Source organism: Nocardiopsis rhodophaea (assembly GCF_039530945.1).
Lineage (GTDB): Bacteria > Actinomycetota > Actinomycetes > Streptosporangiales > Streptosporangiaceae > Nocardiopsis_C > Nocardiopsis_C rhodophaea.
On sequence record NZ_BAAAPC010000004.1, the window covers coordinates 51,881 to 76,112 of the forward strand.

A 24,232-nucleotide genomic window follows, 5' to 3' on the forward strand; every position below is an offset into this window, starting at 1 on the left:
AGGAGTTTTTCGTGGGTAGTGGCAGCGCCATCCGTGGCAGCCGCGTCGGCGCCGGTCCCATGGGCGAGGCCGAGCGCGGTGAGTCCGCGCCGCGTATCCGGGTTCCGTTCTACTGCGCCAACAATCATGAGGTTGTGCCGAGCTTCGCGCACGAGGCGCAGGTTCCCGAGGAGTGGGACTGCCCCCGGTGCGGTTTCCCGGCGGGCAAGGACCCGCATAACCCCCCGGCCCCGCCGCGCACCGAGCCGTACAAGACGCACCTCGCCTACGTGAAGGAGCGCCGCAGCGACGAGGAGGGCCAGGCCATCCTGGACGAGGCTCTCGCCAAGCTGCGCGCCGACCGCGCCGAGGTCGAGGCCTACATGCGGGCCAACGCCAACTGAGGCGTGGCCGGCCGGGGCCGGACGCAGACATCGCGGCGCCCGTGGTCCTCGCAGGGGGCCGCGGGCGCCGTTGTCGTATCCGGGGTCGTCCCGCGCGGCCTCAGTGTCGGCGCCGGCGCAGGTGCAGCCGGGTCACGTAGGCAAGCTCGACCTGGGTCGTGGCGCCGTGGCGCTCCAGCAGGGCGCGCAGCTCGGCCGAGATCCGCTCCTGGCCGAGGCGCCGCACGACCGGCTGCATCATGGTGGTCGACATCGCCAGGCCGATGAACGCGTCGGGTTCCAGCGTGCGTACCCAGGGCGTGGCGCTGTCGTCAGGGTCGCCGAGCCCGTCCACGCGGTTCAGTTCCGCGGCGAAGTCGATGTCGCGGTAGTGCCGTGAGTAGCCGTCGCCGTGGCGTTCGAGAAACGTCTCGTACTCGTCGACGAGGGCGCTGCGCTCCCCGTCCTTGTCGTTGGCCATCAGCGCCACCGCCCCGCCGGGGCGCAGCACGCGGACCGCCTCGGCGTAGAAGGCCGGACGGTCGAACCAGTGCGCGGCCTGCGCCGCCATGACCAGTGAGGCGGTCCCGTTCGCCGCGGGCAGGGACTCGGCCGTTCCCTCGATGAACCGGATGTCCATCGCCTCGCGGGGGCCGCCGGGGCCGTGCTCCGACTCGGCTGTCGTGCGCATGCCCACCCCCGGTTCCACGCCGATGATCTCGGGCTCCGGGCCGAAGGCGGCCCGCAGCGCGCGGGCGGAGATGCCGGTGCCCGCCCCCACGTCGATGAGCAGGGCCGGGCCCCCGCCCCGCGCCGCGGTGCCCGCGCGCACATAGGCGGTGATCCGGTCCAGCGCGGCCCGGGGGTAGCTGGGCCGGAAGCGCTCGTAGAGGCCGGCCAGGTCGTTGAACCGCTGCGTGTCGTCGATGACGCTCACCCGTTTTCCGTCCCCTGCCACGGCGGCCCCGTCCCGCTCGCGGTGCGCCGGAGCGGGACCGCGGGACGCGTACAGCTTCAGTTGTACCCGGTGGCCGGGGGCGCCGGGGGAGAGGGTGCGGCGCGTCGGGCACGGGGCGCGGTGGTGGCACCCCCGCGCTTCAGGACGGTTGGGGTATCCTGCCGCCCAGCCGCCGGGTCAGTTCGGCGGCGGCGTCGCGGGCGCGGGCCGCCAGCGCGGCCGGGGTGACCGGGCGCGCGGAGGGGATGGTGAGGCTGATCGAGGCGACCGGGGCGCCGTTGTGGTCGAAGGCCGCGGCTGCCACCGACGAGAACCCCTCGGTCACCTGTCCCTCCTCGATCGCGTAGCCCTGCCGCCGCTCGCGGCCGAGGAGTTCGCGCAGCTCGCTGGGGGATGCGGGACCGAGACCGGTGCGGGTCACGAAGCTGTCGGAGGTGGGGTAGAGCGCCCGCACCTGGGCGCGGGGCAGGTGGGCCAGTAGGGCCCGTCCCGACGCGGTGAGGTGTGCGGGCAGGCGCACTCCGACGCCGGTGATGAGTGTCGGCGCGTGCGGCGGCTGTTCCTTGAGCAGGTAGAGCGTGTCGGCGCCGTGCAGCACACCGAGGTGCGCGGTCGCGCCGGTTTCCTCCGTCAGCCGCTCCAGCAGCGGGCGGGCCAGGCGCTCCAGCGGGTCGTGGCGCAGGTAGGCCGACCCGATCTCGAACGCCGCCAGGCCGAGGCCCCAGCGGTGCTCCTCGGGCAGGTGGGTCACGAACCCTTCCTCGGCCATCGCCTCCAGCAGCTGGTAGACGCTGGAGCGCGGCAGGCCCAGCTCGGCGGCGATGGCTGTCGCCGACACCGGCCCGGAACGCGTCGCGAGGAACCTGAGCAACCGCAGTGCCCGGGTGGCCGCCGGAACGTGAGTCATCACGCGATTGTGCCACGGAGCGCGACCGCCTCCGGCCGGTCCGGGACCGTGCCGGGCCATGGTGATCGTCCCCCGCCGCAGGGCTCCACCGGTGTCCCCGTGCCCGTCCCTGGCGGGGGACGGCCGATGGTCGGGGCATGCGCACCGCGACGCCTCTCTGCGGAGCGGGGAAAGCGGCGACGCGGAGGCGGGGGGCGGGTGCCCTGCTCCCGATGATGGGGGGACGGAAAACGGGTGAGCGTCATCGACGACACGCAGCGGTTCAACGACCTGGCCGGCCTCTACGAGCGCTTCCGGCCCAGCTACCCCCGGGCCGCGCTGGACCGGATCACCGCCTATGTGCGCGCGGGCACCGCGGCGCGGGGCGGGGGCCCGGCCCTGCTCATCGACGTGGGGGCGGGCACCGGCATCTCCGCCCGCGCGCTGCGGGCCGCCTTCGGCCCGGAGCCCGGGACCACGGGAATGCTCCCGGCACAGCGGGGGTGGCTTCCTGTGGCTGTTGCGGCATCGCACGTGATGAAGGTGGTGGAATGCCCGCTAGGACCTCAACTGGCGCACACCCGCCGACGTCCTCGATCCGTTACTCGCTGCGATAACCCCGTGATACCAAGCGGACAGAATCGCATTCCCGGCCGTGATCACCCGCGGAAGGTGCTTGTGCAGGGATGGCGCTTTCGGAACGCGGCATGCCCCTCACGCGCAGCCGAGGCCAGGAGTTCCGGCGGGTCGGCCGTGCAGATGTGCCCGCCCGCGACCGTCCCCTGTCCCTTACCGCAACCGACGTCCGGACGGTACTCGCCCGCTCGTACAGGGCCGCTCATGTCCACCCGTTGGCGGGCGGGGGTGCCCCACCCCGCCGCCGTGTCGCTGCTGCCAGCACCACCCCGTCGGGAAGCCGTGCGGCGTGCCGGTCGTCGCCGACGCTGGCCCGGCGCCGCTCGCTCCGATCGGCGCGGGGGCCGCAGGACGCGGTCCCACGCTGCTGGCCGATATCGGGTGTCCCGGGCTCCGGGATGGGCATGACGACGGCCGGTGGGTCATGGCGGGTCATCTGAAATCTCAGACACATCCCGCGTGTTACCCCTCGCGAGAACGGTGCGAAGGGCGTGCAATGGGTGCATGTCCACCACCCTTGAGATTCCGGTCGGCCGCGAACCACTGCGTCCCCAGGACGTCGTCGCCGTCGCGCGCGACGGGGCGCGCGTCCAGATCACCGACGACGCGCGCAAAGCCCTGACCGAAGGGCGCGAGCGGGTGCTGGCGCTGGCCGCCGGTGAGGTCCCCGCCTACGGGGTGAGCACCGGATTCGGTGCGCTCGCCACCCGGCACATCGCCCCCGACCTGCGCGCCAAGCTGCAGCGGTCGCTGATCCGCTCGCACGCCGCGGGGACCGGGGCCGAGGTCGAGCGCGAGGTCGTGCGCGCCCTCATGCTGCTCCGACTGCGCACGCTGGCCTCCGGTAACACCGGTGTGCAGGTTGTGACCGCCGAGACCCTCGCGGCCATGCTCAACGCCGACATCACCCCCATCGTGCGCGAATACGGCAGCCTCGGCTGCTCCGGCGACCTCGCGCCGCTCTCCCACATCGCGCTCGCGCTCATGGGCGAGGGCGAGGTCCGCACCGCCGACGGCACGCTCACCTCCGCCTACACAGCGCTGCACAGCGCCGGGCTGCGCCCGGTGGAACTCGGCGCCAAGGAAGGGCTCGCCCTGATCAACGGCACCGACGGCATGCTCGGCATGCTGCTGTTGGCCTGCCACGATCTCGACCGGCTGGTCCGCGTCTCCGACATCAGCGCCGCCATGAGTGTCGAGGCGCTGCTCGGCACGGACCGGGTCTTCGCCGCCGACCTGCAAGAGCTGCGCCCCCACCCCGGCCAGGCGGCCTCGGCGCGCAACCTGCGCAACCTGCTCGCTGACTCGCCGATCGTGGCCTCCCACCGCGGGCCCGACTGCACCCGGGTCCAGGACGCCTACTCGCTGCGCTGCGCGCCCCAGGTCACCGGCGCAGCGCGCGACACCCTCGACCACGCCCGCAACGTGGCCATGCGCGAACTCGCCGCCATCATCGACAACCCCGTCGTCCTGGACGACGGCCGGGTGGAGTCCAACGGCAACTTCCACGGCGCGCCCGTGGGCTACGTGCTCGACTTCCTCGCCGTCGCCGTCGCCGACCTCGGCTCCATCGCCGAGCGCCGCACCGACCGCATGCTCGACGTCGCCCGATCCCACGGCCTGCCCGCGTTCCTCGCCGACGACCCCGGCGTGGACTCCGGCCACATGATCGCCCAGTACACCCAGGCCGCGATCGTCTCCGAGCTCAAGCGCCTGGCCATGCCCGCCAGTGTCGACTCCATCCCGAGCTCGGCCATGCAGGAGGACCACGTCTCCATGGGCTGGTCGGCCGCGCGCAAGCTGCGCCGCGCCATCGACGGCCTGACCCGTGTCCTGGCCGTGGAGCTCCTCACCGCCGCCCGCGCCCTGGACCTGCGCTCCCCCCTGCTGCCCGCGCCCGCCACCGGCGCCGTGGTGCGCACCCTGCGCGAGCGGGTCCCCGGCCCCGGGCCGGATCGCTACCTGGCGCCCGAGATCGACGCGGTGGCCGCCCTCATCGCCGACGGTTCCGTCCTCGATGCGGCCGAATCCGTTACCCCGCTCGCCTAATCGCCCCACGTGACCCAGAAGGGGAAAGGGGAATCGACCACATGACAACCCACAACGCGACCTCCGGCCCGCGCCCCGTGCGCGCACCGCGCGGCACCGCGATCTCCGCCAAGGGCTGGCAGCAGGAGGCCGCCCTGCGGATGCTCCATAACAACCTCGACCCGGAGGTCGCCGAGCACCCCGACGACCTCGTCGTCTACGGCGGAACCGGCCGGGCCGCCCGCGACTGGCCCAGCTTCGACCGCATCTCCGCGTCCCTGCGCGACCTGGAGGCTGACGAGACCCTGCTCGTGCAGTCCGGCCGCCCCGTCGGCATCATGCGCACTCATGAGTGGGCGCCGCGCGTCCTCATCGCCAACAGCAACCTCGTCGGCGACTGGGCGAACTGGGAGGAGTTCCGCCGCCTGGAGGCGCTTGGCCTCACCATGTACGGGCAGATGACCGCCGGGTCGTGGATCTACATCGGTACCCAGGGCATCCTCCAGGGCACCTACGAGACCTTCGGAGCGGTCGCCCGCAAGCTCGGCCGCTCCGGCGGGCAGGGCGACGGGACGCTCGCCGGGACCATCACCCTCACCGCCGGCCTCGGCGGCATGGGCGGCGCCCAGCCGCTCGCCGTCACCATGAACGACGGTGTCGCCATCGTGGTGGAGTGCGACTCCAGCCGCATCGACCGCCGCATCGAGCACCGCTACCTGGACGCGCGCACCGACAGCATCGACGAGGCGCTGCGCCTGGCCGTCGAGGCGCGCGACGCCCGCCGCCCGCTGTCCGTCGGCCTGCTCGGGAACGCCGCCGACGTGGTACCCGAGATGCTGCGCCGCGGCGCCCCCATCGACATCGTCACCGACCAGACCTCCGCCCACGATCCGCTGGCCTACCTACCGGTGGGGGTGCCCTTCGAGGAATGGCGCGACTACGCCGCCGCCAAGCCCGAAGAGTTCACCGAGCGGGCGCGCGCCTCGATGGCCGCGCACGTCGAGGCGATGGTCGGGTTCATGGACGCCGGGGCCGAGGTGTTCGACTACGGCAACTCGATCCGCGGCGAGGCCAAAACCGCCGGATTCGCCCGCGCGTTCGACTTCCCCGGTTTCGTGCCCGCCTACATCCGACCGCTCTTCTGCGAGGGCAAGGGCCCCTTCCGGTGGGCGGCGCTGTCCGGCGACCCCAGCGACATCGCCCGCACCGACCAAGCTATCTGCGAGCTCTTCCCCGACAACGAGCATCTGATCCGGTGGATCCGCATGGCCGGGGAGCGCGTGGCCTACCAGGGGCTGCCCGCCCGCATCTGCTGGCTCGGCCAGGGCGAGCGCGCCGCGGCGGGTCTGCGCTTCAACGAGCTCGTCGCCTCCGGTGAGATCAGCGCGCCCCTCGCGATCGGCCGGGACCATCTGGACACCGGCTCGGTGGCCTCCCCCTACCGGGAGACCGAGGCGATGAAGGACGGCTCCGACGCGATCGCCGACTGGCCCTTGCTCAACGCTCTGGTCAACACCTCTTCCGGCGCGTCGTGGGTGTCCATTCACCACGGTGGCGGGGTCGGCATGGGACGCTCGATCCACGCGGGCCAGGTCACGGTCGCCGATGGCACCGACCTGGCCGCGATGAAGCTGGAGCGGGTGCTCACCAATGACCCGGCCATGGGCGTGATCCGGCACGTCGACGCCGGTTACCCGGAGGCCCAGGAGGTGGCCCGGCGGCACGGGGTGCGCGTTCCGATGAGCGAGCGCTAGGCCCGCGCCGGCGGGACGGCGGTGCCGGGGCCGACTTCCCCCAGCCCCGGCACCGCCGTCCGGTACGGGACCACGCACGTGCCACGGCAGCGATATCCATGACCAGCGAGGACGAGGACAGAGGGCGGGCATGAGCGACGGCTTCGATCAACTCTGGGCGGACCTGGAACCTTTGGGCCGGAACCGGACCACCGGCGGCTACCGGCGCTTCTCCTGGGGGGAGGCCGACGCCGACGTTCGCGCGTGGTTCGTCGCGGCGGCGACCGCCCGCGGGCTGACGGTCGAGACCGACCGCAACGGCAACCTGTGGGCGTGGTGGGGCGAGCCCGGACCCGACGCCGTAGTCACCGGCTCCCACCTGGACTCCGTCCCGGACGGCGGCGCCTTCGACGGCCCGCTCGGCGTCGTCAGCGCGCTGGCGGCGGTGGACGAGCTCAAGCGCCGCGGCGTGCGCCCTTCCCGCCCGCTCGCCGTCACCGTCTTCGTTGAGGAGGAGGGCGCCCGCTTCGGTGTGCCGTGCCTGGGGACCCGGCTGCTCACCGGAGCTATCACCCCCGAACGCGCCCTCGGGCTCACCGACGCCGACGGCGTCACCTGGGAGCGCGCCATGGAACAGGCCGGACACGACCCCAGCCGCATCGGCGCCGACCCCGACCTCCTCGGCCGCGTCGGTGTCTTCATCGAGCTCCACGTCGAGCAGGGCACCGCGCTCATCCACACCGACGCCGCTGTCGGCGTCGCCAGCTCCGTGTGGCCGCACGGCCGGTGGCGGATGGACTTCTCCGGCCAGGGCGACCACGCCGGAACGACCCGCCTGGCCGACCGCAAGGATCCGATGCTGCCCTTCGCCGAGACCGTGCTGGCCGCGCGCGCCGCGGCCGAGGCCCACGACGCCGTGGCCACCATCGGGAAGGTGCACGTCGCCCCCAACGGCACCAACGCGATCCCCAGCCGGGTCCGCACCTGGCTGGACGCCCGCGCTCCCGATGAGGCGACGCTGCACGCGGTCGTCGGCCACGTCGACGCGGCCGCCCGGCGCGCCGCCAACGAACACAACGTCTTCCACGCCCGCTTCGAGGAGTCCTACACCCCCGTCGTCGACTTCGACCCCACCCTGCGCGACCACATCGCCGCGGTCGTCGGCGGAGACGGCACCCCCGCCCCCGTGCTCCCGACCGGAGCCGGACACGACGCCGGAGTCCTCGCCGCCTCGGTTCCCACAGCGATGCTGTTCGTCCGCAATCCCAGCGGCATCTCCCACGCCCCGCAGGAGTTCGCCCGTCCCGAGGACTGCCACCAGGGCGTCGTCGCCCTCGCCGACGTCCTGGCCGACCTGCTCGGCGACGCGTAGCCCAGCGACGGGCAGCTGGAGAGAAGAATGGAGAACGAGTGAGCCCCAGCCCCACCTCCGCCGGTCAGGGACCGGACTCCGGTGCCTCCCACACTGGGCGCGACCCGCGCCCGGCACCCGGGGCGCCCGGAACCGGGAGCACCACAGCGGGCAGTACCATGCGCCGCTACTGGTGTGAGTGGGCCTGGACCGGCGGGGACGACGCCCCGGTCGAGGCCGATGTCCTGATCGAGCTCGGCGCCAACGGCCGGATCGCCGCGGTCACCCCCGGATCGGCGCCGGCCGCCGACGCCGAGCGACTGCCCGGCCTCACCATGGCCGGGCTCGCCAACGCCCACTCCCACGCCTTCCACCGCGCCCTGCGCGGGCGCACCCACGGCGACGGCGGCTCGTTTTGGACCTGGCGCGAGCGCATGTACGAGGTTGCCGACCGGCTCACCCCCGACTCCTACCACCGGCTCGCCCGCGCGGTGTACGCGGAGATGGCGCTGGCCGGTATCACCTGCGTCGGCGAGTTCCACTACCTGCACCACGACCGTGCCGGCGTACCGTACGCCGACCCCAACGCGATGAGCGCGGCCCTGGTCGCCGCCGCGGCCGACGCCGGGATCCGCATCACCCTCCTCGACACCTGCTACCTGTCCGGCGGCCTGTCCGCCGAGGGCGGGCATACCCCCCTCGACGGCACGCAGCTGCGCTTCGGTGACGGCGACGCCGACGCCTGGGCCGCCCGGGTGGACGCCTTCCGGCCGCAGGGCGACCACGCCCGCCTCGGCGCGGCCGTGCACTCGGTGCGCGCTGTCCCCGCCGCGCAGATCCCCGGCGTCGCCGCCTGGGCCGAGGCCCGCGAGGCCCCCCTCCACGTCCACCTCTCCGAGCAGCGCGCCGAGAACACGGCGTGCGCTGCCGCCTACGGCCGCACCCCCGCCGCCCTGCTCGCGGACGCCGGCGCGCTCGGCACCCGCACCAGCCTGGTGCACGCCACCCACCTCACCGACGCCGACGTCAGCGCCGTCCGGGCGGCGCGTGCCACGGTCTGCCTGTGCCTGACGACCGAGCGGGACCTGGCCGACGGCATCGCCCGCACCGGCGACCTGGTGGCGGGCGACGCCGCGGACGGCACCGGCCCCGCCGCCCTCTCCTTGGGCACCGACCAGCACGCGCAGATCGACATGTTCGAGGAGATGCGCGGCGCGGAGCTGCACGAGCGGCTGCGCACCGGCCGGCGCGGCGTCCTCACACCCTCGGCCCTGCGGACCGCCGCCACCCTGCACGGGCACGCGTCCCTCGGCTGGATCTCCGAGACCACCGCCGAGGCGGGCGCGCTCACCCCCGGAGCCCGCGCCGACCTGGTCACCCTGCGCCTGGACAGCATCCGGCTCGCCGGGCTCGACCCCGCCCGCGCCAGCGACGCCGTCGTGTTCGCCGCCACCGCCGCCGACGTTCGGCACGTCATGGCCGACGGCCGGTGGATCGTCCGCGACGGCGCGCACCTGACCGTCCCCGACACCGCCCGCGAGCTCGACGCCGCCATCACCGAGCTGTACGCGCCGGCCGCGCGGAACCGCTGACACGCCGCGCCCGAGCGGGCCGGGAACCCGCGCGCGGACGAGAACCCGACGACAAGGAGCACCGCAGATGACCGCACCGGCCGCGCCGACCTCCGTACTGATCGACGGGATCGGCACCCTCGTCACCAACGACCCCGGCCTGGGGGAGGGGCCGCTGGGCGAACTCGCCGACGCCGCGCTGCTGATCGAGGAGGGCCGTGTCGCCTGGGTTGGGGCCCGCGCGCGAGCCCCCGAGGCCGACGTCCGCGTGGACGCGAACGGGCGCTGCGTCATCCCCGGCTTCGTCGACAGCCACTCCCACATCGTCTTCGCTGGTGACCGCAGCCGCGAGTTCGCCGCCCGGATGAGCGGGCAGCCCTACGCGGCCGGCGGGATCCGCACCACGGTCGCCGCCACGCGCGCCGCGGGCGACGCCGACCTGCTGGGCAACGCGACCCGCCTTTTGCGGGAAGCGCACGCCCAGGGCACCACGACATTGGAGATCAAGTCCGGCTACGGGCTCAGCGTCGCCGACGAGGAGCGCGCCCTGCGGGTGGCCGAGCGTCTCACCGACGAGGTCACCTTCCTCGGCGCCCACATCGTCCCCCCGGAGTACACCGACGACCCCGGCGGGTACGTCGACCTCGTCACCGGCCCCATGCTGGACGCCTGCGCCCCGCACGCGCGCTGGATCGACGTGTTCTGCGAACGCGGCGCGTTCGACGAGGAGGCGTCGCGGCGTATCCTCGCCGCCGGACAGGGGCGGGGGCTGCGCGCGCGTGTGCACGGCAACCAGCTCGGCGCAGGGCCGGGCGTGCGGCTGGCCGTCGAGGTCGGCGCCGCCTCGGTGGACCACTGCACCTACCTGACCGGCGACGACGTGGACGCCCTCGCCCAGTCGGCCAAGAGCGGCGACGGCACGGTCGCCACCCTCCTCCCCGGCGTGGACTTCTCCACCCGCCAGCCCTACCCCGATGCCCGCGCCCTGCTCGACGCCGGTGCGACGGTCGCCCTGGCCGGGGACTGCAACCCCGGCTCCTGTTTCACCTCCAGCATCGCCTTCTGTATCGCCCTGGCGGTGCGGGAGATGCGGATGACCCCCGACGAGGCGCTGTGGGCGGCGACCGCGGGCGGAGCGCGCGCCCTGCGCCGCACCGACGTGGGCCACCTGGGTGTCGGCGCCCGCGCCGATCTCGCGCTACTGGACGCGCCCAACCACATCTACCTCGCCTACCGCCCCGGCGTCCCCCAGGTCGCCGCGGTGTGGAAGGACGGGGAGATCGTCAGCGGCCGCCCCTGAGCACGGCCGTCACTCCCGGGATCTTCCGTCACTCCACGTCACTCCCTGCCCCGGGGGAACAGCACCTCGCACCGGCGCAATCCCCGACACCGCAACGGTTCCGGGTTGATGGCGACGCTAACCTCCCCGTAGCCTGCCGGAAACATAGGGTAAGCAGACTCGGAGCGACTCGGCGCATTTCTACCGCCGATCCAACGCCGTATCGCGGTGGGAATGCGCCCATCTGAAGAGGGAGTGCTCATGACCCTGTGGCGGATCCGAACGGTCGTCGACGACCGGCCAGGTCAGCTCGCCGGGGTGGTCGAGACGATGGCCGCCCACGGCGGAAACATCGTGGGCCTGTCCATCCACACCGACGCCGCCGGGGTGGTCGATGAGTTCATCGTCGACATCCCCGGAGAGCACCACTCGCTGCTGCGCGCGGTCAGTCAGCGCAGCGTCACGGACTCCGTGATCGCCGTCCCCGCCGAGCGCCGCGAAGTAGGCGACGACGTCACCCGCGGCCTCCTGCTCACCGCGCGGCTGCAGCGCGAACCCAACCGGCTGCCCGAGGCGCTGGCCGAGCTCCTGCTCGCCGACGATGGCCGGTGGACCAACCTCACCCAGCCCGTGCCCGAGTTCCCCGAGGAACCCGAGAGCACCCTGCTGGTGCCGGTCGGCCCGCTGCGCGGCGTCCGGCTGCGCCGCGAGGACCAGCCGTTCACCTGGACCGAGTCGGCCCGCGCCGACGCCCTGGTCCGCTCCGTGCTCCCGTCGGCGGGTCCCGCTCCCACCGACGGCGCCGTCGTCACCCACCACGGCACCGACATCTACGTCTGGCAGGTGGGGGCCGGGGACGCCGCCGCCCTGCAGCGCCTGCACCGGCGCTGCTCGGCGGAGACGACGCGCCGCCGCTACCTCTCCAACGTGCGCGAGCTCAGCCCGCGGATGCTCGGCGTCTTCTGCGACCCCGAACGCGGCCTGACCCTGGCCGCGCGGTCGCTCAAGGGCGGTGAACCCGTCGCCCTGGCCCACCTGATGTACACGCTCGATCCCGGGGTGGGGGAGATCGCGTTCCTCGTCGAGGACGCCTGGCAGGGAACGGGGGTCGGGACGGCCCTCGCACGGGCACTGACCGCGATCGCCGCCGACTGGGGGCTCGCGGAAGTCCGCGCCGAGACCACGCCGGGCAACCGGTCGATGCTGCGGATCATGCGACGGCTGGGCGCCTCGGTGAGCCCGCCGCGCCAGGGTGTCGTCCAGGCCCGGCTGCCGGTCGCGGGGACGGTGCCGTCGCGTCGGCCCGGGCGGTTGATGACCCTGATGAGCCAGTCCGGAGCGCCCGGCGGCCCCATGGGCTGACGGCGGGGGCCGGGCGGAAGGTCGCCACCGGGCCGCGACAGGACCAACCAGGACGATGAGAAGACGAGAAGAACACGAGGCGGGGTCCGCGCCATGGCGCGGACCCCGCCTTTCGACCGTGCGTGAGCGGTGGGACCGGGAGCCTCAGCCGCCGGTACCGCCAGCACCCCCGGTGCTGGCAGTGGGCCCGCTTCCGACCGGCTCGGGCGTGGCGGCGCCCTCCCGCTCGGCGCGGCCCACACGGCTGTTGCGCATGCCGTAGGCGAGGTAGATGACCACACCCACCGCCATCCACACCAGGAAGCGGATCCAGGTGTCGACGGTCAGGTTGACCATCAGCCACGCGCAGGCCAGGGCCGCGATGATCGGGAGCACCGGGACCCACGGGGCGCGGAAGGCGCGCGGCAGGTCCGGTCGGCTCCTGCGGAGGACGATCACGCCGATGGACACGATCACGAACGCGAACAGCGTCCCGATGTTGACCATCTCCTCCAGCGTGCCGATCGGCACCAGTCCGGCCAGGACGGCGACGACGACCGTGGTGACGATGTTCATCACGTAGGGCGTGCCGAAGCGCGGGTGCGACTTGGACAGCCCGCGCGGCAGCAGCCCGTCGCGCGACATCGCGAACCCGACCCGGGCCTGGCCCATCATGAGGACCAGGATGACCGTCGTGATACCGATGACGCCGCCCAGCGAGATGATCGAGCCCGCCCAGTCGGCACCGACCGCGCGGAACGCCTCGGCGAGCGGGGCGGGGGTGTCCAGCTCGGCGTAGGGGCGCATGCCCGTGATGACCGCGGAGACGGCCATATAGAGGAGCGTGACGATGATCAGGGAGCCGAAGATGCCGATCGGCATGTCGCGCTTGGGCTTCTTGGTCTCCTCCGCGGTCGTGGCGACGACGTCGAAGCCGATGAAGGCGAAGAACACGACCGAGGCGGCGGTGATCACGCCCCAGAGGCCGTACTGGCTCGGCTCCAGGCCGAACACGACGTGGGTGAGCGGCTCGTGCCCGATCGACGTCTCCTGGGCGGGGACCGCGTGCGGCGCGGGGATGAACGGCGTCCAGTTGGCGGCCTTCACATAGAAGGCGCCGACGCCGATGATCAGCAGCACGATGCCGACCTTGATGGCGACGATGACCATCGACACCCGCCCGGAGAGCTTGGTGCCGAGCGTGCTGAGGACACCGAGGACGATCACGATGAGGATCGCGCCGGCGTTCACCGTCCACCCGCCGACGTCGAACGAGGTGGGGATGCCGCTCAGGTCGCTCGCGTAGCCGGACCAGCCCACCGCGACCACCGATGCGGCCAGGGTGAACTCCAGGATCAGGTCCCAGCCGATGATCCAGGCGAGGAACTCGCCCAGCGCCGCGTAGCCGAACGTGTAGGCGCTGCCGGCCACCGGGACGGTGGAGGCGAACTCCGCGTAGCACATGGCGGCGAGGCCGCACACGAGTCCGGCGATGAGGAACGCCAGGACGATCGCGGGACCCGCGTTCTCCGCGGCCTGCCGTCCGGTGACGACGAAGATGCCGGTACCGATGATGACACCGATGCCGAAGATGATCAGGTCGAACCCGTTGAGGTCCTTCTTGAGCTGGTGCCCGGGCTCATCGGTGTCCCGGATCGACTGCTCGATGCTCTTGGTGCGCGCGAGACTGCGCAGGATGCTCAAGAGCGCCTCCGTGCCCGTACTTGGCCCTTGTGGGGCGAGTGGGATGAATGATGAATAACGTCGGGTGATCTTACCGGGGATTTAACCCGCGCTAATACGCACCGTTTAGCGAGGGGTGAGCTAGACGGTGCGGTCGGAGAGCCTAGATGAAGCTTCGCAGCCTGCATAGAGCAAACACGTTTAGCCGAACTTCATGTCATGCTCGCGCGTCACCTCGGCCTGGGCGCGTCGGCGCTGATCAGCGGAGGCCGGGCTCGGCGTGCCGGGGAGGGGCCGGCCGGAGGATGCCGGAGCACGCAAAAGCCGGTGCCGCGCCTGCAGGCGCGGCACCGGCTTTTGCGTGCGGGGTCGAAAGGTCAGGCGTCGGTGGAGGCCTCGGCCGACGACCCGTTGTCCGCGGCATCCTCGGGGGCGGCGGACTTGGTGCCGGTCTTCTTGGTGGCGCGGCGCTTCTTCACCGGGCGGGAGTAGTCGACCAGCGGCTCGTAGCGGGTCTCGTGCTCCTTCTTGCACTCGGCGCAGGCGTCGACCTCGCGGACGGTGCCCTCCCAGGCGAACTGGATGATGTCAGTCGCCTCGACCTTCTCCTCGCGGAGTGCGTGCGGATCGCAGTACTTGAGCGTGAAGACCTCGGTAACCACGGCGGTGGCATCCCTTCGGTAGTCGGTATGGGGACTGGTGCCCAGATCATACACGTGTTCGAAGGGTCCGTAGGGGTTATGGCGGACCGATTCTCGGGGCCGGACGCGCGGCGAGTGCGGGCGATGGGGCCCTCGGGAAGCCTAGCGAAGTCCGGGGCTGAGCCGGGGCGGGCGAACAGGGTATGGCAAGGGGATATGAGTCACGCCTGTGTGGCGACGGACACGTGTTGCGTCTGAGTACGTTGAATACGATGTAACTTCCAAGGAAGATTCTTTCCTTGTAATTCCCTGTTTCCGGGGATGCGGGTGGATCGCCGCCCGCGCCTGTCCCCGACACCGACTCATGGAGAGAGACCGATGCCAGGACAGACTCTGCCGGCGAGGGCCCTGCTGGCCGACATCACCACCCTGCTCGCGCGCATCGCCATCGGCGCCGCCTTTATCATCCACGGGCTGCAGAAGCTCGGCATGGGGGTGGAGGCAACCGCCGGCTTCTTCCGGGACCACGGTGTCCCCATGCCGGAGATCGCCGCGATCGTGGCCATCGTCATCGAGGTCGGCGGCGGAACCGCGCTGCTGATCGGCTTCGCCCTGCCGGTCGTCGGCGTGCTACTGGCGCTCCAGATGGCCAGCGCTATCTTCTTCGTCCACTTGGGGCAGCCGTTCGTCTCGGCCGAGGGGGGACCCAGCTTCGAGCTTCCGCTGGTAATGGGGGCCGCATCGCTCGCGCTCGGCTTTGCCGGCGGGGGCCTCGCGGTCGACCGGTTCCTGCCGTGGGGTGCACGGACCATGCAAGTCCGCGCCTGAAGGGGGCGGGGCCGTGCTCCCGCCGCGCGCCGCCGGGTGCGCCCGGCGCGAGATCGGCCCGCCTCCGCGCGGGCGTGAGACGCCACTGCTGTCGGTGCCACACCGTGCGCGTCCCTGCCTTCGCTCATCACCGCAGCCATCCCAGCGACAGGGCAGCCGACCGGTGAGCAGCCGCGAGAACCGATCGCCCCGCACGACGTCGGCCCACGGCGTGCGGGGCGACGACGCGCCGCTGTTGGCTGGCGGGGCGGGGAAGTGCGCTGGCTCCGCTGGGCGGCCTGGCCCGCTTTCGTCGGTGTTCGGTGCTGGAAAGCGGCCGCGACGGCCGGCGGGGTGGCGGCTGCCTCTCGACCACTGGTAGGGCCCGGGCAGGTGAGCGCCGGGGAGCGCCCACCGCGGAGCTTTTCGGGTGGAGCGGGGCAGGAGACGACGAGGGAGGCGGGGCGGGGCGCCCGGGTCGGCTTCCGGGCGGCCCCGAGGGGCGGGTCAGCGCTGCCCGTACCCCCGGTCAGCGGTGATCACGGCGAACGTCCTCGGTTCTGGCCCTTTCCGGCCCTTGGTCTCCATGGGTCGTTGCACCGAGGAACTGGTCGAGGACTTCGGCGGGGCTGCGCCAGTCCGGGTTCTGGCGGCATCGGCCGACGGCTCCTTCCCCAGGGTGATCGCGTTCCTCCTCCGCGTGCCGTTCCCGGACAGCTTCCGGGGGCAGGGCCGCCAGCGATGTGCCGCGGATGATCCGGAACCCCGGAAATTTATCAGGTCGATTTGCGAATATGGACCCGACGGAACCTGATTCGCGTATAACGTGTTCCACCACCCCGATCGATACCGATGTGTGCGGGAGGCACGTGCGCACGGAGGTCGATCGGTACCGATATCGCCCAGGGGAGGGCGAATCGGAAGTAAGGGGGAGGAGTGGACCGCGGGTCCGCTATGTCTGGTAACTATCCACGTATTGGGGGAGGATCGTGGTCGACTATCTCGAAGGAAAGCCCGGGATGGTGCCCGAAGTAAAGGAGGCGGAGCCGCTCCGCGGCGTTGGTGAACAGCGCGGACGGTCGCAGGGAGCGACCATGTCGGCCGTCTTCGCCTCATGGAATCCGCAATTCGTCACGCTGCGCAGGCGTTCGATGGCGCAAATGATCATTTTGGTGGCCACCGTTCTGGCGTGGTATCTCGGCTATCTATTTCTGTCCGCCTATCAGCGCGACGTCATGGGCTACCAGGTCGTCGGCTCGGTCAATGTCGCGCTCATTGTCGGCGTCGGGCAATTCGTCTCGACATTCTTCATCGCGTGGGCGTACGGGCGCTACACCAGGCGTCGCCTCGACCCCCTCGCCGAACAGATCCGCACCGGATCCGACAACGGGGACGCGGACACGCGCACCTGCCACGGCGGGAAGGCGGGACGCCCGTGACCACCGCCGAACTCGCCGCGATCCCCGAACGCACCTTCGGCGCCTCCCACGTCTGGACGCTGCTGCTGTGCGCCCTGTTCATCGGCGTGACCCTCGCCATCACCATCCGCGCGCGGCGTACCACCCGGGCCGCCGTGGACTTCTACGCGGGCGGGCGCAGTTTCAGCAGCACGCAGAACGGCCTCGCTCTGACCGGGGACTACCTGTCGGCCGCCTCATTCCTCGGGATCGCGGGCATGATCTCGCTGAAGGGCTACGACGGCTTCCTCTACTCCATCGGCTTCCTGGTGGCGTGGCTTCTGGTACTGCCGATGGCGCAGCTGATCCGCAACACCGGCCGCTTCACCCTGGCCGACATACCGGGGTTCCGGATGCGTCGGATGCGGATCCGCCTGGCCTGCGCCACGTCCACGGTAACGGTCAGTGTTTTCTACCTGCTCGCCCAAATGGTCGGCGCCGGAGCCCTGGTGACCGTCCTGCTGGGTATCGCCGAGGGCGGGACCTTCCTCGGCCTGACCGCGTCGCAGGCCAAGACCGGGTCAATCGTCTTCGTCGGCCTGCTGATGATCATCTACGTGATGTATGGCGGCATGAAAGCGGCCACCTGGCTGCAGATCATCAAGGCGTTCCTGCTGCTGGCCGGAACGCTGCTGATGTCGCTCATGGTGCTGGCGGTGTTCGGCTTCAACGTCAGCGCGCTGCTGGGCAGCGCCGCCGAGGCCAGCGGCCACGGGCAGGCCTTCCTGGAGCCGGGGCTGCGCTTCGGCGTCGAGGTCCCGGGCGATCCCGCACAGAGCCTGACCAACAAGCTCGACCTGTTCAGCCTGGGCATGGCCCTGGTGCTCGGCACCGCGGCGCTGCCCCACATCCTCATCCGCTTCTACACGGTCCCCGATGGCCGCGCCGCGCGCACGTCGGTCAACCGCACCATCCTGCTGGTGGGCACGTTCTACCTGATGACGCTGGCCCTGGGGTTCGGGGCCGCCGCGCTGGTCGGCCCGGACCGCATCCGCGCCCAGGACGCCGCGGGCAACACGGCGGTGCCGCTGCTCGCCGAGGAGCTCGGCCGGATCGTCGCGGGGCCGGCGGGCGGCGCGGTGATGCTCGCGTTCATCAGCTCGGTGGCGCTGGCCACCATCCTCGCGGTCATCGCCAGCCTCACCCTGGCGTCGTCGTCCTCGGTGGCGCACGATGTCTTCGGGCACATCCTCATGTGGGGCCGCCCCCGGGAATCCCAGGAGGTGGGTGTCGCGCGTTTCGCCGCCGTCATGATCGGCCTCGTCGCGATCATCCTGGCGATCCGGGCGCAGAACCTCAACGTGGCCTTCCTCGTCGGGCTCGCGTTCGCCATCGCCGCCGCCGCCAACCTGCCGGTCATCGTGCTGTCGCTGTTCTGGCGGCGGTTCAACACCCGGGGCGTGGAGTGGGGGATCTACGGCGGTCTCGGCGCGTCGCTGCTGCTGGTGCTCCTGTCCCCGGTGATGTCGGGCAAGACCGACCCGGCCACCGGGGAGAACCTGTCGCTGCTGCCGGAGTGGATCGACATCCAGGTGTTCCCGCTGGAGAACCCCGGCCTGGTGGCCATCCCCCTCGGCTTCGTCTGCGCCGTTATCGGGACCCTGCTCTCCGACGAGCGCAACGCCACCCGCTTCCAGGAACTGCGGGTCCGCGCGCTCACCGGGCTCGGGGTGCGGTAGGCGGGGCGGGGTGAGATGACGCGTTGCGTCGCGCCGCTGCGCGGTGGCAACGCCGGCGGTCACCGGCGGGTGCCCAGGGTCGGCCTGCGTTAACCGTTGGCCGACCTGGGGTGCGCCGGCGTCCGGCCCCCCGCCCGCGGAGCGGTGACGCCGCTCTGTCGGCTGCTGACCGGCACCCAGCCCCCGGAGCTGGCCCGCGGCCGACCCGTCCACCCCCGGCCGTGGGGACGCTTTGACGGGCGCCGGTCCCTATCGGCGATCCACCGGCGACGACATCACATTGCGCCCGGACGTCGCGCGCCGCCATCATCTCCCCCATGGTGATCAGAGACGCGACGCCCGACGACTGGGCGCAGATCTGGCCGTTCCTGCGCGAGATCGTCGCCGCCGGGGAGACCTACACCTGGCCCCGCGACATCGACGAGGAGCGAGCCCGCGCGCTGTGGATGAAGGAGCCCCCGGGCCGCACGGTCGTCGCCGTCGACGCGCAGGGGGAGGTCGTGGGGTCCGCGGCGATGTACCCCAACCAGCCGGGACCCGGCGCGCACGTCGCCAGCGCCAGCTTCATGGTCGCGCCGGGGCGGGCGGGCCGGGGCGTCGGCCGCGCCCTGGGCACCCACGTCCTGGACCGGGCGCGGGCCGACGGCTACCGCGCGATGCAGTTCAACGCCGTGGTCGAGGCCAACACCCGCGCTGTCGGCCTGTGGCGCTCGCTCGGCTTCGAGATCGTCGGGACCGTGCCCGAGGCGTTCCACCACCCGCGGGAGGGGTACGTGGGGCTGCACATCATGTACCGGCGCCTCTAGGTGCCTCACCGAGCAGCGCCGGCGCCAGCTCGCGCAGCGCGGCCACCTGCGCGGTGAGGGTGGCGGCCAGCGGCTGCACGGCCACGTGGTCGGCACCGGCGTCGCGGTGCTCCCGCAGGCGCTCGGCGATGGTGCCGGGCCCGCCCCAGGGGACGATCGCGTCGACCAGGGCGTCGCTGCCGCCGTCGGCGAAGTCCGCGTCGTCCCAGCCCAGTTCGCGGAGGTTATTAACATAGTTCGGCAGGGCCAGGTACCGGGCCATGTGGTCGCGTGCCGTGGCGCGGGCGCGCCGCGGATCGGTGTCGAGGACCACCGCCTGTTCAGGGGCGAGGAGCGGCGCGGTGCCGAGGGTCGCGCGGACCCGCGCGGTGTGGGCGGGGGTCGTGAAGTAGGTGTGGGCGCCGTCGGCGCGGTCGCGGGCCAGACCCACCATCTTGGGTCGCAGCGCGGCCAGTACACGCGGGGCGGGAGCGGGCCGCGGCTCGCTAGGGAAGTCGACGGCGTCCATCGCGTCCAGGTAGGAGCGCATCGCCGTGAGGGGTTTGCGGTATTCGGACCCGCGGGCGGCGACCAGCTTCGCGTGGCTGACGCCCAGTCCCAGGAGGAACCGGTCGGGCCACGCCTCGGCGAGGCTGGTGGCGGCCGTGGCGGCGGCGAGGGCGTCGCGCGACCAGATGCTGGCGATGCCGGTGGCCACGACCGTGCGCTGGGTGGCCGACAGCAGGATCGCCGCCTGCGAGATCGCCTCCTTGCTGCCGGGGCCGTCACCGCCGAACCACAGCGCGCCGTAGCCGAGCCGATCGAGGTCCTGGGCCGCCTGGCGGACCGTGTCCGCGGGGGCCGCGGCCAGGGTGTACCCGAGCCAGACGCCGGTGGGGCCCAGCCGCCGCTTGAGGTCGGCGGTGTCGGCGCGGCGCGGCCGCGGTGCCGGGGACACCGGAGACGGGGCTCGCTCGCTGCTCTCGCCGCTCTGACGCGTGTCCGCTTGGTCCTGCTGGTCGCTCATGGGGGTCCGCCTCTCCCGACACAGAAACTTATGTTCTTAATCTTGCGAACATAGAAGCTACATCATGTTCGCAAGAATGCGAACATCGAGGGAGGGGAGAGGTGGGGCATACTCAAGACCATGGCCAGCCGCACCGCCACCCCACTCGTCCACCCCGGCGTCAACGAACTGGTGTTCACCACCGTGATGGCCGCTCTCAGCGACCCCGTCCGCCTGGGGATCGTCGCCGTCCTCGCGGACCACCCCGGCACCCCGTGCGGCACCTTCGAACTGCCCGTCGGCAAGTCCGCAGGGTCCCGCCACTTCCGCGTACTGCGGGAGGCCGGGCTCCTGCGCCAGTGGGACGACGGTACCCGGCGCCGCAACGCACTCCGGCGCGAGGAGTGCGATCGGCGCTTTCCCGGCATCCTCGACCTGGCCATCGCCGAGGGGCGGCGCCAGGGCACCGTGCGCGTGGCCGACCACGCCGATCCGGACTACGTGCGCGCGGACACCGCGCCCCAGCGCGACGCGAGCGACCCCGACGCCACGCCGTGAACGCGCCCCGACGGCGTCGGCCCCGCCCACCTCGAACAAAAACGGGGGCGGGGCCGACAGCGTCACGGTCGGGCCGTAGGGGCTTTACAGCGCGCCGGGCACCTCGATGCCGTCGGGCAGCTGGGCCGCGGCGGCGTGGTCCAGCAGGAACAGGGTGTGGTTGCGCCCGCGCGCACCGCACGCCGGCACCTGCACCGCTCCGCCGTCGCCCAGCGCCACACGCACGGCGCCGGCCTTGCCTTCGCCGCTCGCCAGGACCCAGACCTCGTGGGCGGCGCGGATGGCCGGCAGCGTCAGCGAGACGCGGGTGGGCGGCGGCTTGGGTGCGCCGTGCACCGCCACCACGGTCCGCTCCTCCTCATACAGGGCGGGCATGCCGGGAAACAGCGAGGCCACGTGCGTGTCCGGGCCGATCCCCAGCAGGCAGACGTCAAACGAGGGCACTCCCGCGTGGTCCTCGGGGCCGGCCGCCCGCGCCAGCTCCGCGGCGTAGCGCTCGGCGCCCGGTTCGGGCACGTCGCCGTCGGGGCCGTCGGACGCCGGCATCGGGTGCACCCGTGCCGGGTCGACCTTCACGTGGTCCAGCAGCGCCGCGCGCGCCTGGGTCTCGTTGCGCTCCGGGTCGCCGGCGGGCAGGAAGCGCTCGTCGCCCCACCAGATGTCCAGGCGCCGCCAGTCGATGGCGTCGCGCGCCGGTGCCTGGGCGAGTTCGCGCAGCACGGCGATCCCGATGCCGCCGCCGGTAAGCACGATCGACGCCGTGCCGCGCGCGGCCTGCGCGTCGACCAGGCGGGTCACGACGCGCGCCGCCGTGGCCGTGGCCAGCAGGGCGGCGTCGGGGTGGACGATGATGCGGGGAGCGGTCACGCCGGCGCCCCCGCTCGTTTCCTACGGCTTCCCACGTGCTTCGCGGTCCTTTCGTAGATCTCGTCGGCGTCCAGGCGGCGGAGCTCCTCGGCGAGCGCCTCGGCGGCGTGCCGCTGCGACAGCGCCACGTGCTGGTCGGGCTGGTTGGGCCGGGTCAGCGTGGCCACGCGCCCGTCGAGCCGGTTGATCGCGATGTCACCGCAGTCGGTGATGAGCCGGGCGCCGGTGATGCCGGGGCCGTCGGACTCCTTGCGCTCCACCGGCACCTCCAACTGGTCCGACAGCCACGACGCCAGCAGCTCGGCGCTGGGGTAGTGCGGTTCGGCGGTGACCTCGGCGGCCGTCACCCAGCCGCACGGCTGGTCCATGGTGCTGGCCAGCAGCGAGCGCCACGGGGTGAGCCGCGTCCAGGTCAGGTCGGTGTCGCCGGGGCGGTAGTGCCGGATGCGCTCCAGCAGGTCGTTGACGGGGTCCTCGGCCCGCAGCGCGTCGGTGATGCGGCGGTGCGCGATCTGCCCGACCGGGTCCGACGCCGGGTCCGCGGGGCCGGCCCCCGGCCACCACGCGACCACGGGCGCGTCGGGCACCAGCAGCGGGACGACGACCGAGTCGGGGTGGTCGCCCAGCGGCCCGTACAGGCGCAGCAGCAGCGCCTCGCCGGGGCCGGCCGTCCCGGGGCGGCGGATCTCGGCGTCGATGGCGGGTGCGGCGTCCGGGTCGCGGCGGATCAGCGCGATAACGCGCGACGGGTGCTCGCGCCCGGCCTCGGTGGCGGCGCGCACGGCGTCGTAGTGGTCGGCCTCGTCGGTGACGATGATCAGGGTCAGCACCATGCTCATCGCCCCGCCGCCGACGCTGTGCCGCTCGGCGGTCAGTTCCTCGGAGATCTGGGAGGTCGTGGTGCGCGGCAGGTAGAGCGTCATGGTCTCCTCCATTGGCGGCCGTCACGGCCGAGCAGCTCGTGTCCCGAGGAAGGGCCCCAGGTGCCGGCGCTGTAGGCCTCCGGGCGGCCGTTCTTGGCCCAGAACTCCTCGATCGGGTCGAGGATCTTCCAGGACAGCTCGACCTCCTGCTGGCGCGGGAAGAGCGGCGGGTCGCCGATGAGCACGTCGAGGATGAGCCGCTCGTAGGCCTCCGGGCTCGACTCCGTGAACGACTGGCCGTAGGCGAAGTCCATGGTCACGTCGCGCACCTCCATGGCCGCGCCCGGGACCTTGGAGCCGAACCGCAGGGTGACCCCCTCGTCGGGCTGGATGCGCAGGACCAGCGCGTTCTGGCCGAGGTCCTCCACGTCGGTCTGGCTGAACACCTGGTGCGGAGCGCGCTGGAAGACCAGGGCCACCTCGGTCACCCGGCGCCCCAGCCGCTTGCCGGTCCGCAGGTAGAACGGCACGCCCGCCCAGCGCCGCGTGTTCACGCCCAGCCTCATCGCGGCGTAGGTCTCGGTGATGGAGTCGGACGGGATGCCGTCCTCCTCCAAGTAGCCCGACACCCGCGCGCCGCCCTGCCAGCCCCCGGCGTACTGGCCGCGCGCGGTCCCCGTGGCGAGGTCGGACGGGAGTGTCACCGCCGACAGCGCCTTCTCCTTCTCCGCCCGGATCGCGTCGGCGGTGAAGGACACCGGCTCCTCCATCGCCACCAGCGCCAGCAGCTGCAGCAGGTGGTTCTGGATGACGTCGCGCGCCGCGCCGATGCCGTCGTAGTAGCCGGCCCGCCCGCCCACGCCGATGTCCTCGGCCATGGTGATCTGCACGTGGTCGACGTAGTTGCGGTTCCACAGCGGCTCGAAGAGGGTGTTGGCGAACCGCAGCGCCATGATGTTCTGGACGGTTTCCTTGCCCAGGTAGTGGTCGATGCGGAAGACCGCCGACGGGGGGAACACGTCGTCGACGACCGCGTTGAGCTCCTGGGCGCTCTGCAGGTCGTGGCCGAAGGGCTTCTCGATGATGACCCTGCGCCACGCATCGCCGTCCGAGTCGGCGAGGCCCGAGCGCTTCAGCTGCGTGACGACGGTCGGGAACAGCTTGGGCGGCAGCGACAGGTAGAACGCGTAGTTCCCGCCGGTGCCCCGCTGGGTGTCCAGCTCGCGGACGGTGCGGGCCAGCTGGTCGAAGACCGCGTCGTCGTGCAGCTCGCCCTGGACGTAGCGGACGCCCTCGCTGAGCTGGCGCCACACATCCTCCCGGAAGGGGGTGCGGGCGTGCTCGCGCACCGCGTCGTGGGCCAGCCGCGCGAAGTCCTCGTCCTGCCAGTCCCGGCGGGCTACCCCCACCAGGCCGAAACCCGGCGGCAGCAGTCCCCGGTTGGCGAGGTCGTAGATCGCCGGAAGCAGCTTCTTGCGGGCGAGATCGCCCGTGACTCCGAACAGCACGAGCACACTCGGCCCGGCGACGCGTGGCAACCGCCGGTCGAGGAAGTTGCGCAGCGGATTCGGGATCGCTCCCGGCATCACCGGTTCTTTCACTTTGTGGAAACTCCCCGTGTGGTCGTGTGTCGCCGCGCTCCCGCGAGGCCGCTCCGGCGCGCTGGTCGGCCTCGGCCGCGGCCCGTGTCTCCTCGGCTGCTTCCCTGGCTGTCCTTCTGCTGGAATCGTCCGCCGCCCGG

The 24,232-nt window shown here is 72.4% G+C and carries 21 protein-coding genes; 12 read left to right on the top strand and 9 right to left on the bottom strand.

Annotated features, from left to right (window positions below; genetic code table 11):
- Positions 1-11: 11 nt before the first annotated feature.
- Positions 12-383 (top strand): RNA polymerase-binding protein RbpA, encoded by a 372-nt coding sequence (locus ABD259_RS05490; protein ID WP_017618074.1) that lies wholly within the window; start codon positions 12-14, stop codon positions 381-383.
- Between the two features lie 100 nt (positions 384-483).
- Here the strand turns inward: ABD259_RS05490 and ABD259_RS05495 are convergent, their stop codons facing one another.
- The 3 genes from ABD259_RS05495 to ABD259_RS05505 form a co-directional block, all read right to left on the bottom strand.
- Positions 484-1,299 (bottom strand): class I SAM-dependent methyltransferase, encoded by an 816-nt coding sequence (locus tag ABD259_RS05495; protein ID WP_344160610.1) that lies wholly within the window; start codon positions 1,297-1,299, stop codon positions 484-486.
- Positions 1,300-1,459: 160 nt separating this feature from the next.
- Positions 1,460-2,227 (bottom strand): IclR family transcriptional regulator, encoded by a 768-nt coding sequence (locus ABD259_RS05500; RefSeq protein WP_344160613.1) that lies wholly within the window; start codon positions 2,225-2,227, stop codon positions 1,460-1,462.
- Positions 2,228-3,044: 817 nt separating this feature from the next.
- A complete protein-coding gene (locus ABD259_RS05505) occupies positions 3,045-3,278 on the bottom strand; it encodes a hypothetical protein (protein WP_344160615.1) in 234 nt (77 codons plus the stop codon).
- Positions 3,279-3,346: 68 nt separating this feature from the next.
- Here ABD259_RS05505 and hutH point away from each other — a divergent pair, with 68 nt between their 5' ends.
- The 6 genes from hutH (at position 3,347) to ABD259_RS05535 (ending at position 12,166) form a co-directional block, all read left to right on the top strand.
- Entirely contained in the window at positions 3,347-4,891 is a 1,545-nt protein-coding gene (hutH, locus tag ABD259_RS05510; RefSeq protein WP_344160617.1) for a histidine ammonia-lyase, read from the top strand.
- Between the two features lie 41 nt (positions 4,892-4,932).
- Positions 4,933-6,624 (top strand): urocanate hydratase, encoded by a 1,692-nt coding sequence (hutU, locus tag ABD259_RS05515; protein ID WP_344160620.1) that lies wholly within the window; start codon positions 4,933-4,935, stop codon positions 6,622-6,624.
- Between the two features lie 130 nt (positions 6,625-6,754).
- On the top strand, positions 6,755-7,975 hold the full coding sequence (locus tag ABD259_RS05520; protein ID WP_344160623.1) for an allantoate amidohydrolase: 1,221 nt from the start codon (positions 6,755-6,757) through the stop codon (positions 7,973-7,975).
- Positions 7,976-8,133: 158 nt separating this feature from the next.
- Complete coding sequence (locus tag ABD259_RS05525) at positions 8,134-9,546, top strand: formimidoylglutamate deiminase (protein ID WP_344160875.1); 1,413 nt, start codon at positions 8,134-8,136, stop codon at positions 9,544-9,546.
- A gap of 67 nt (positions 9,547-9,613) precedes the next feature.
- Positions 9,614-10,825: an imidazolonepropionase gene (hutI, locus tag ABD259_RS05530; RefSeq protein ID WP_344099797.1), complete on the top strand. Its 1,212-nt coding sequence runs from the start codon at positions 9,614-9,616 to the stop codon at positions 10,823-10,825.
- Between the two features lie 240 nt (positions 10,826-11,065).
- Complete coding sequence (locus ABD259_RS05535) at positions 11,066-12,166, top strand: GNAT family N-acetyltransferase (protein WP_344100243.1); 1,101 nt, start codon at positions 11,066-11,068, stop codon at positions 12,164-12,166.
- 144 nt (positions 12,167-12,310) lie between these two features.
- Here the strand turns inward: ABD259_RS05535 and ABD259_RS05540 are convergent, their stop codons facing one another.
- Entirely contained in the window at positions 12,311-13,849 is a 1,539-nt protein-coding gene (locus ABD259_RS05540) for an amino acid permease (RefSeq protein WP_344099799.1), read from the bottom strand.
- Between the two features lie 356 nt (positions 13,850-14,205).
- On the bottom strand, positions 14,206-14,490 hold the full coding sequence (locus ABD259_RS05545; protein WP_344100245.1) for a hypothetical protein: 285 nt from the start codon (positions 14,488-14,490) through the stop codon (positions 14,206-14,208).
- 357 nt (positions 14,491-14,847) lie between these two features.
- Between ABD259_RS05545 and ABD259_RS05550 the strand changes: the two genes are divergently transcribed.
- The 4 genes from ABD259_RS05550 (at position 14,848) to ABD259_RS05565 (ending at position 19,218) form a co-directional block, all read left to right on the top strand.
- Positions 14,848-15,297 carry a DoxX family protein gene (locus ABD259_RS05550; RefSeq protein WP_344099802.1) on the top strand — a complete coding sequence of 150 codons (450 nt, stop codon included), beginning with the start codon at positions 14,848-14,850 and terminating at the stop codon, positions 15,295-15,297.
- 968 nt (positions 15,298-16,265) lie between these two features.
- Positions 16,266-16,715 (top strand): DUF485 domain-containing protein, encoded by a 450-nt coding sequence (locus ABD259_RS05555; protein ID WP_344099805.1) that lies wholly within the window; start codon positions 16,266-16,268, stop codon positions 16,713-16,715.
- Positions 16,712-18,412 (top strand): solute symporter family protein, encoded by a 1,701-nt coding sequence (locus tag ABD259_RS05560; protein WP_344099807.1) that lies wholly within the window; start codon positions 16,712-16,714, stop codon positions 18,410-18,412. The genes ABD259_RS05555 and ABD259_RS05560 overlap by 4 nt, the downstream gene beginning before the upstream one ends.
- 317 nt (positions 18,413-18,729) lie before the next feature.
- Positions 18,730-19,218 (top strand): GNAT family N-acetyltransferase, encoded by a 489-nt coding sequence (locus ABD259_RS05565; protein ID WP_344099809.1) that lies wholly within the window; start codon positions 18,730-18,732, stop codon positions 19,216-19,218.
- Here the strand turns inward: ABD259_RS05565 and ABD259_RS05570 are convergent.
- Positions 19,199-20,224: a TIGR03620 family F420-dependent LLM class oxidoreductase gene (locus tag ABD259_RS05570; RefSeq protein ID WP_344099812.1), complete on the bottom strand. Its 1,026-nt coding sequence runs from the start codon at positions 20,222-20,224 to the stop codon at positions 19,199-19,201. The genes ABD259_RS05565 and ABD259_RS05570 overlap by 20 nt on opposite strands.
- A 120-nt stretch (positions 20,225-20,344) precedes the next feature.
- Here ABD259_RS05570 and ABD259_RS05575 point away from each other — a divergent pair, with 120 nt between their 5' ends.
- Complete coding sequence (locus ABD259_RS05575; RefSeq protein ID WP_344160626.1) at positions 20,345-20,761, top strand: ArsR/SmtB family transcription factor; 417 nt, start codon at positions 20,345-20,347, stop codon at positions 20,759-20,761.
- An 84-nt stretch (positions 20,762-20,845) separates the two neighbouring features.
- On the opposite strand, the gene pgl is transcribed toward ABD259_RS05575, so the two are convergent.
- Genes pgl through zwf form a run of 3 tightly spaced genes read right to left on the bottom strand, consistent with a single transcriptional unit; the run spans position 20,846 to position 24,077 of the window.
- Positions 20,846-21,628 carry a 6-phosphogluconolactonase gene (pgl, locus tag ABD259_RS05580; protein WP_344099816.1) on the bottom strand — a complete coding sequence of 261 codons (783 nt, stop codon included), beginning with the start codon at positions 21,626-21,628 and terminating at the stop codon, positions 20,846-20,848.
- Complete coding sequence (locus tag ABD259_RS05585; RefSeq protein WP_344099818.1) at positions 21,625-22,551, bottom strand: glucose-6-phosphate dehydrogenase assembly protein OpcA; 927 nt, start codon at positions 22,549-22,551, stop codon at positions 21,625-21,627. The genes pgl and ABD259_RS05585 overlap by 4 nt, the downstream gene beginning before the upstream one ends.
- Positions 22,548-24,077, bottom strand: a complete 1,530-nt coding sequence (gene zwf / locus ABD259_RS05590; RefSeq protein ID WP_344100247.1) for a glucose-6-phosphate dehydrogenase — start codon at positions 24,075-24,077, stop codon at positions 22,548-22,550. Before zwf ends, ABD259_RS05585 begins: the two co-directional genes overlap by 4 nt.
- Positions 24,078-24,232: the final 155 nt, after the last annotated feature.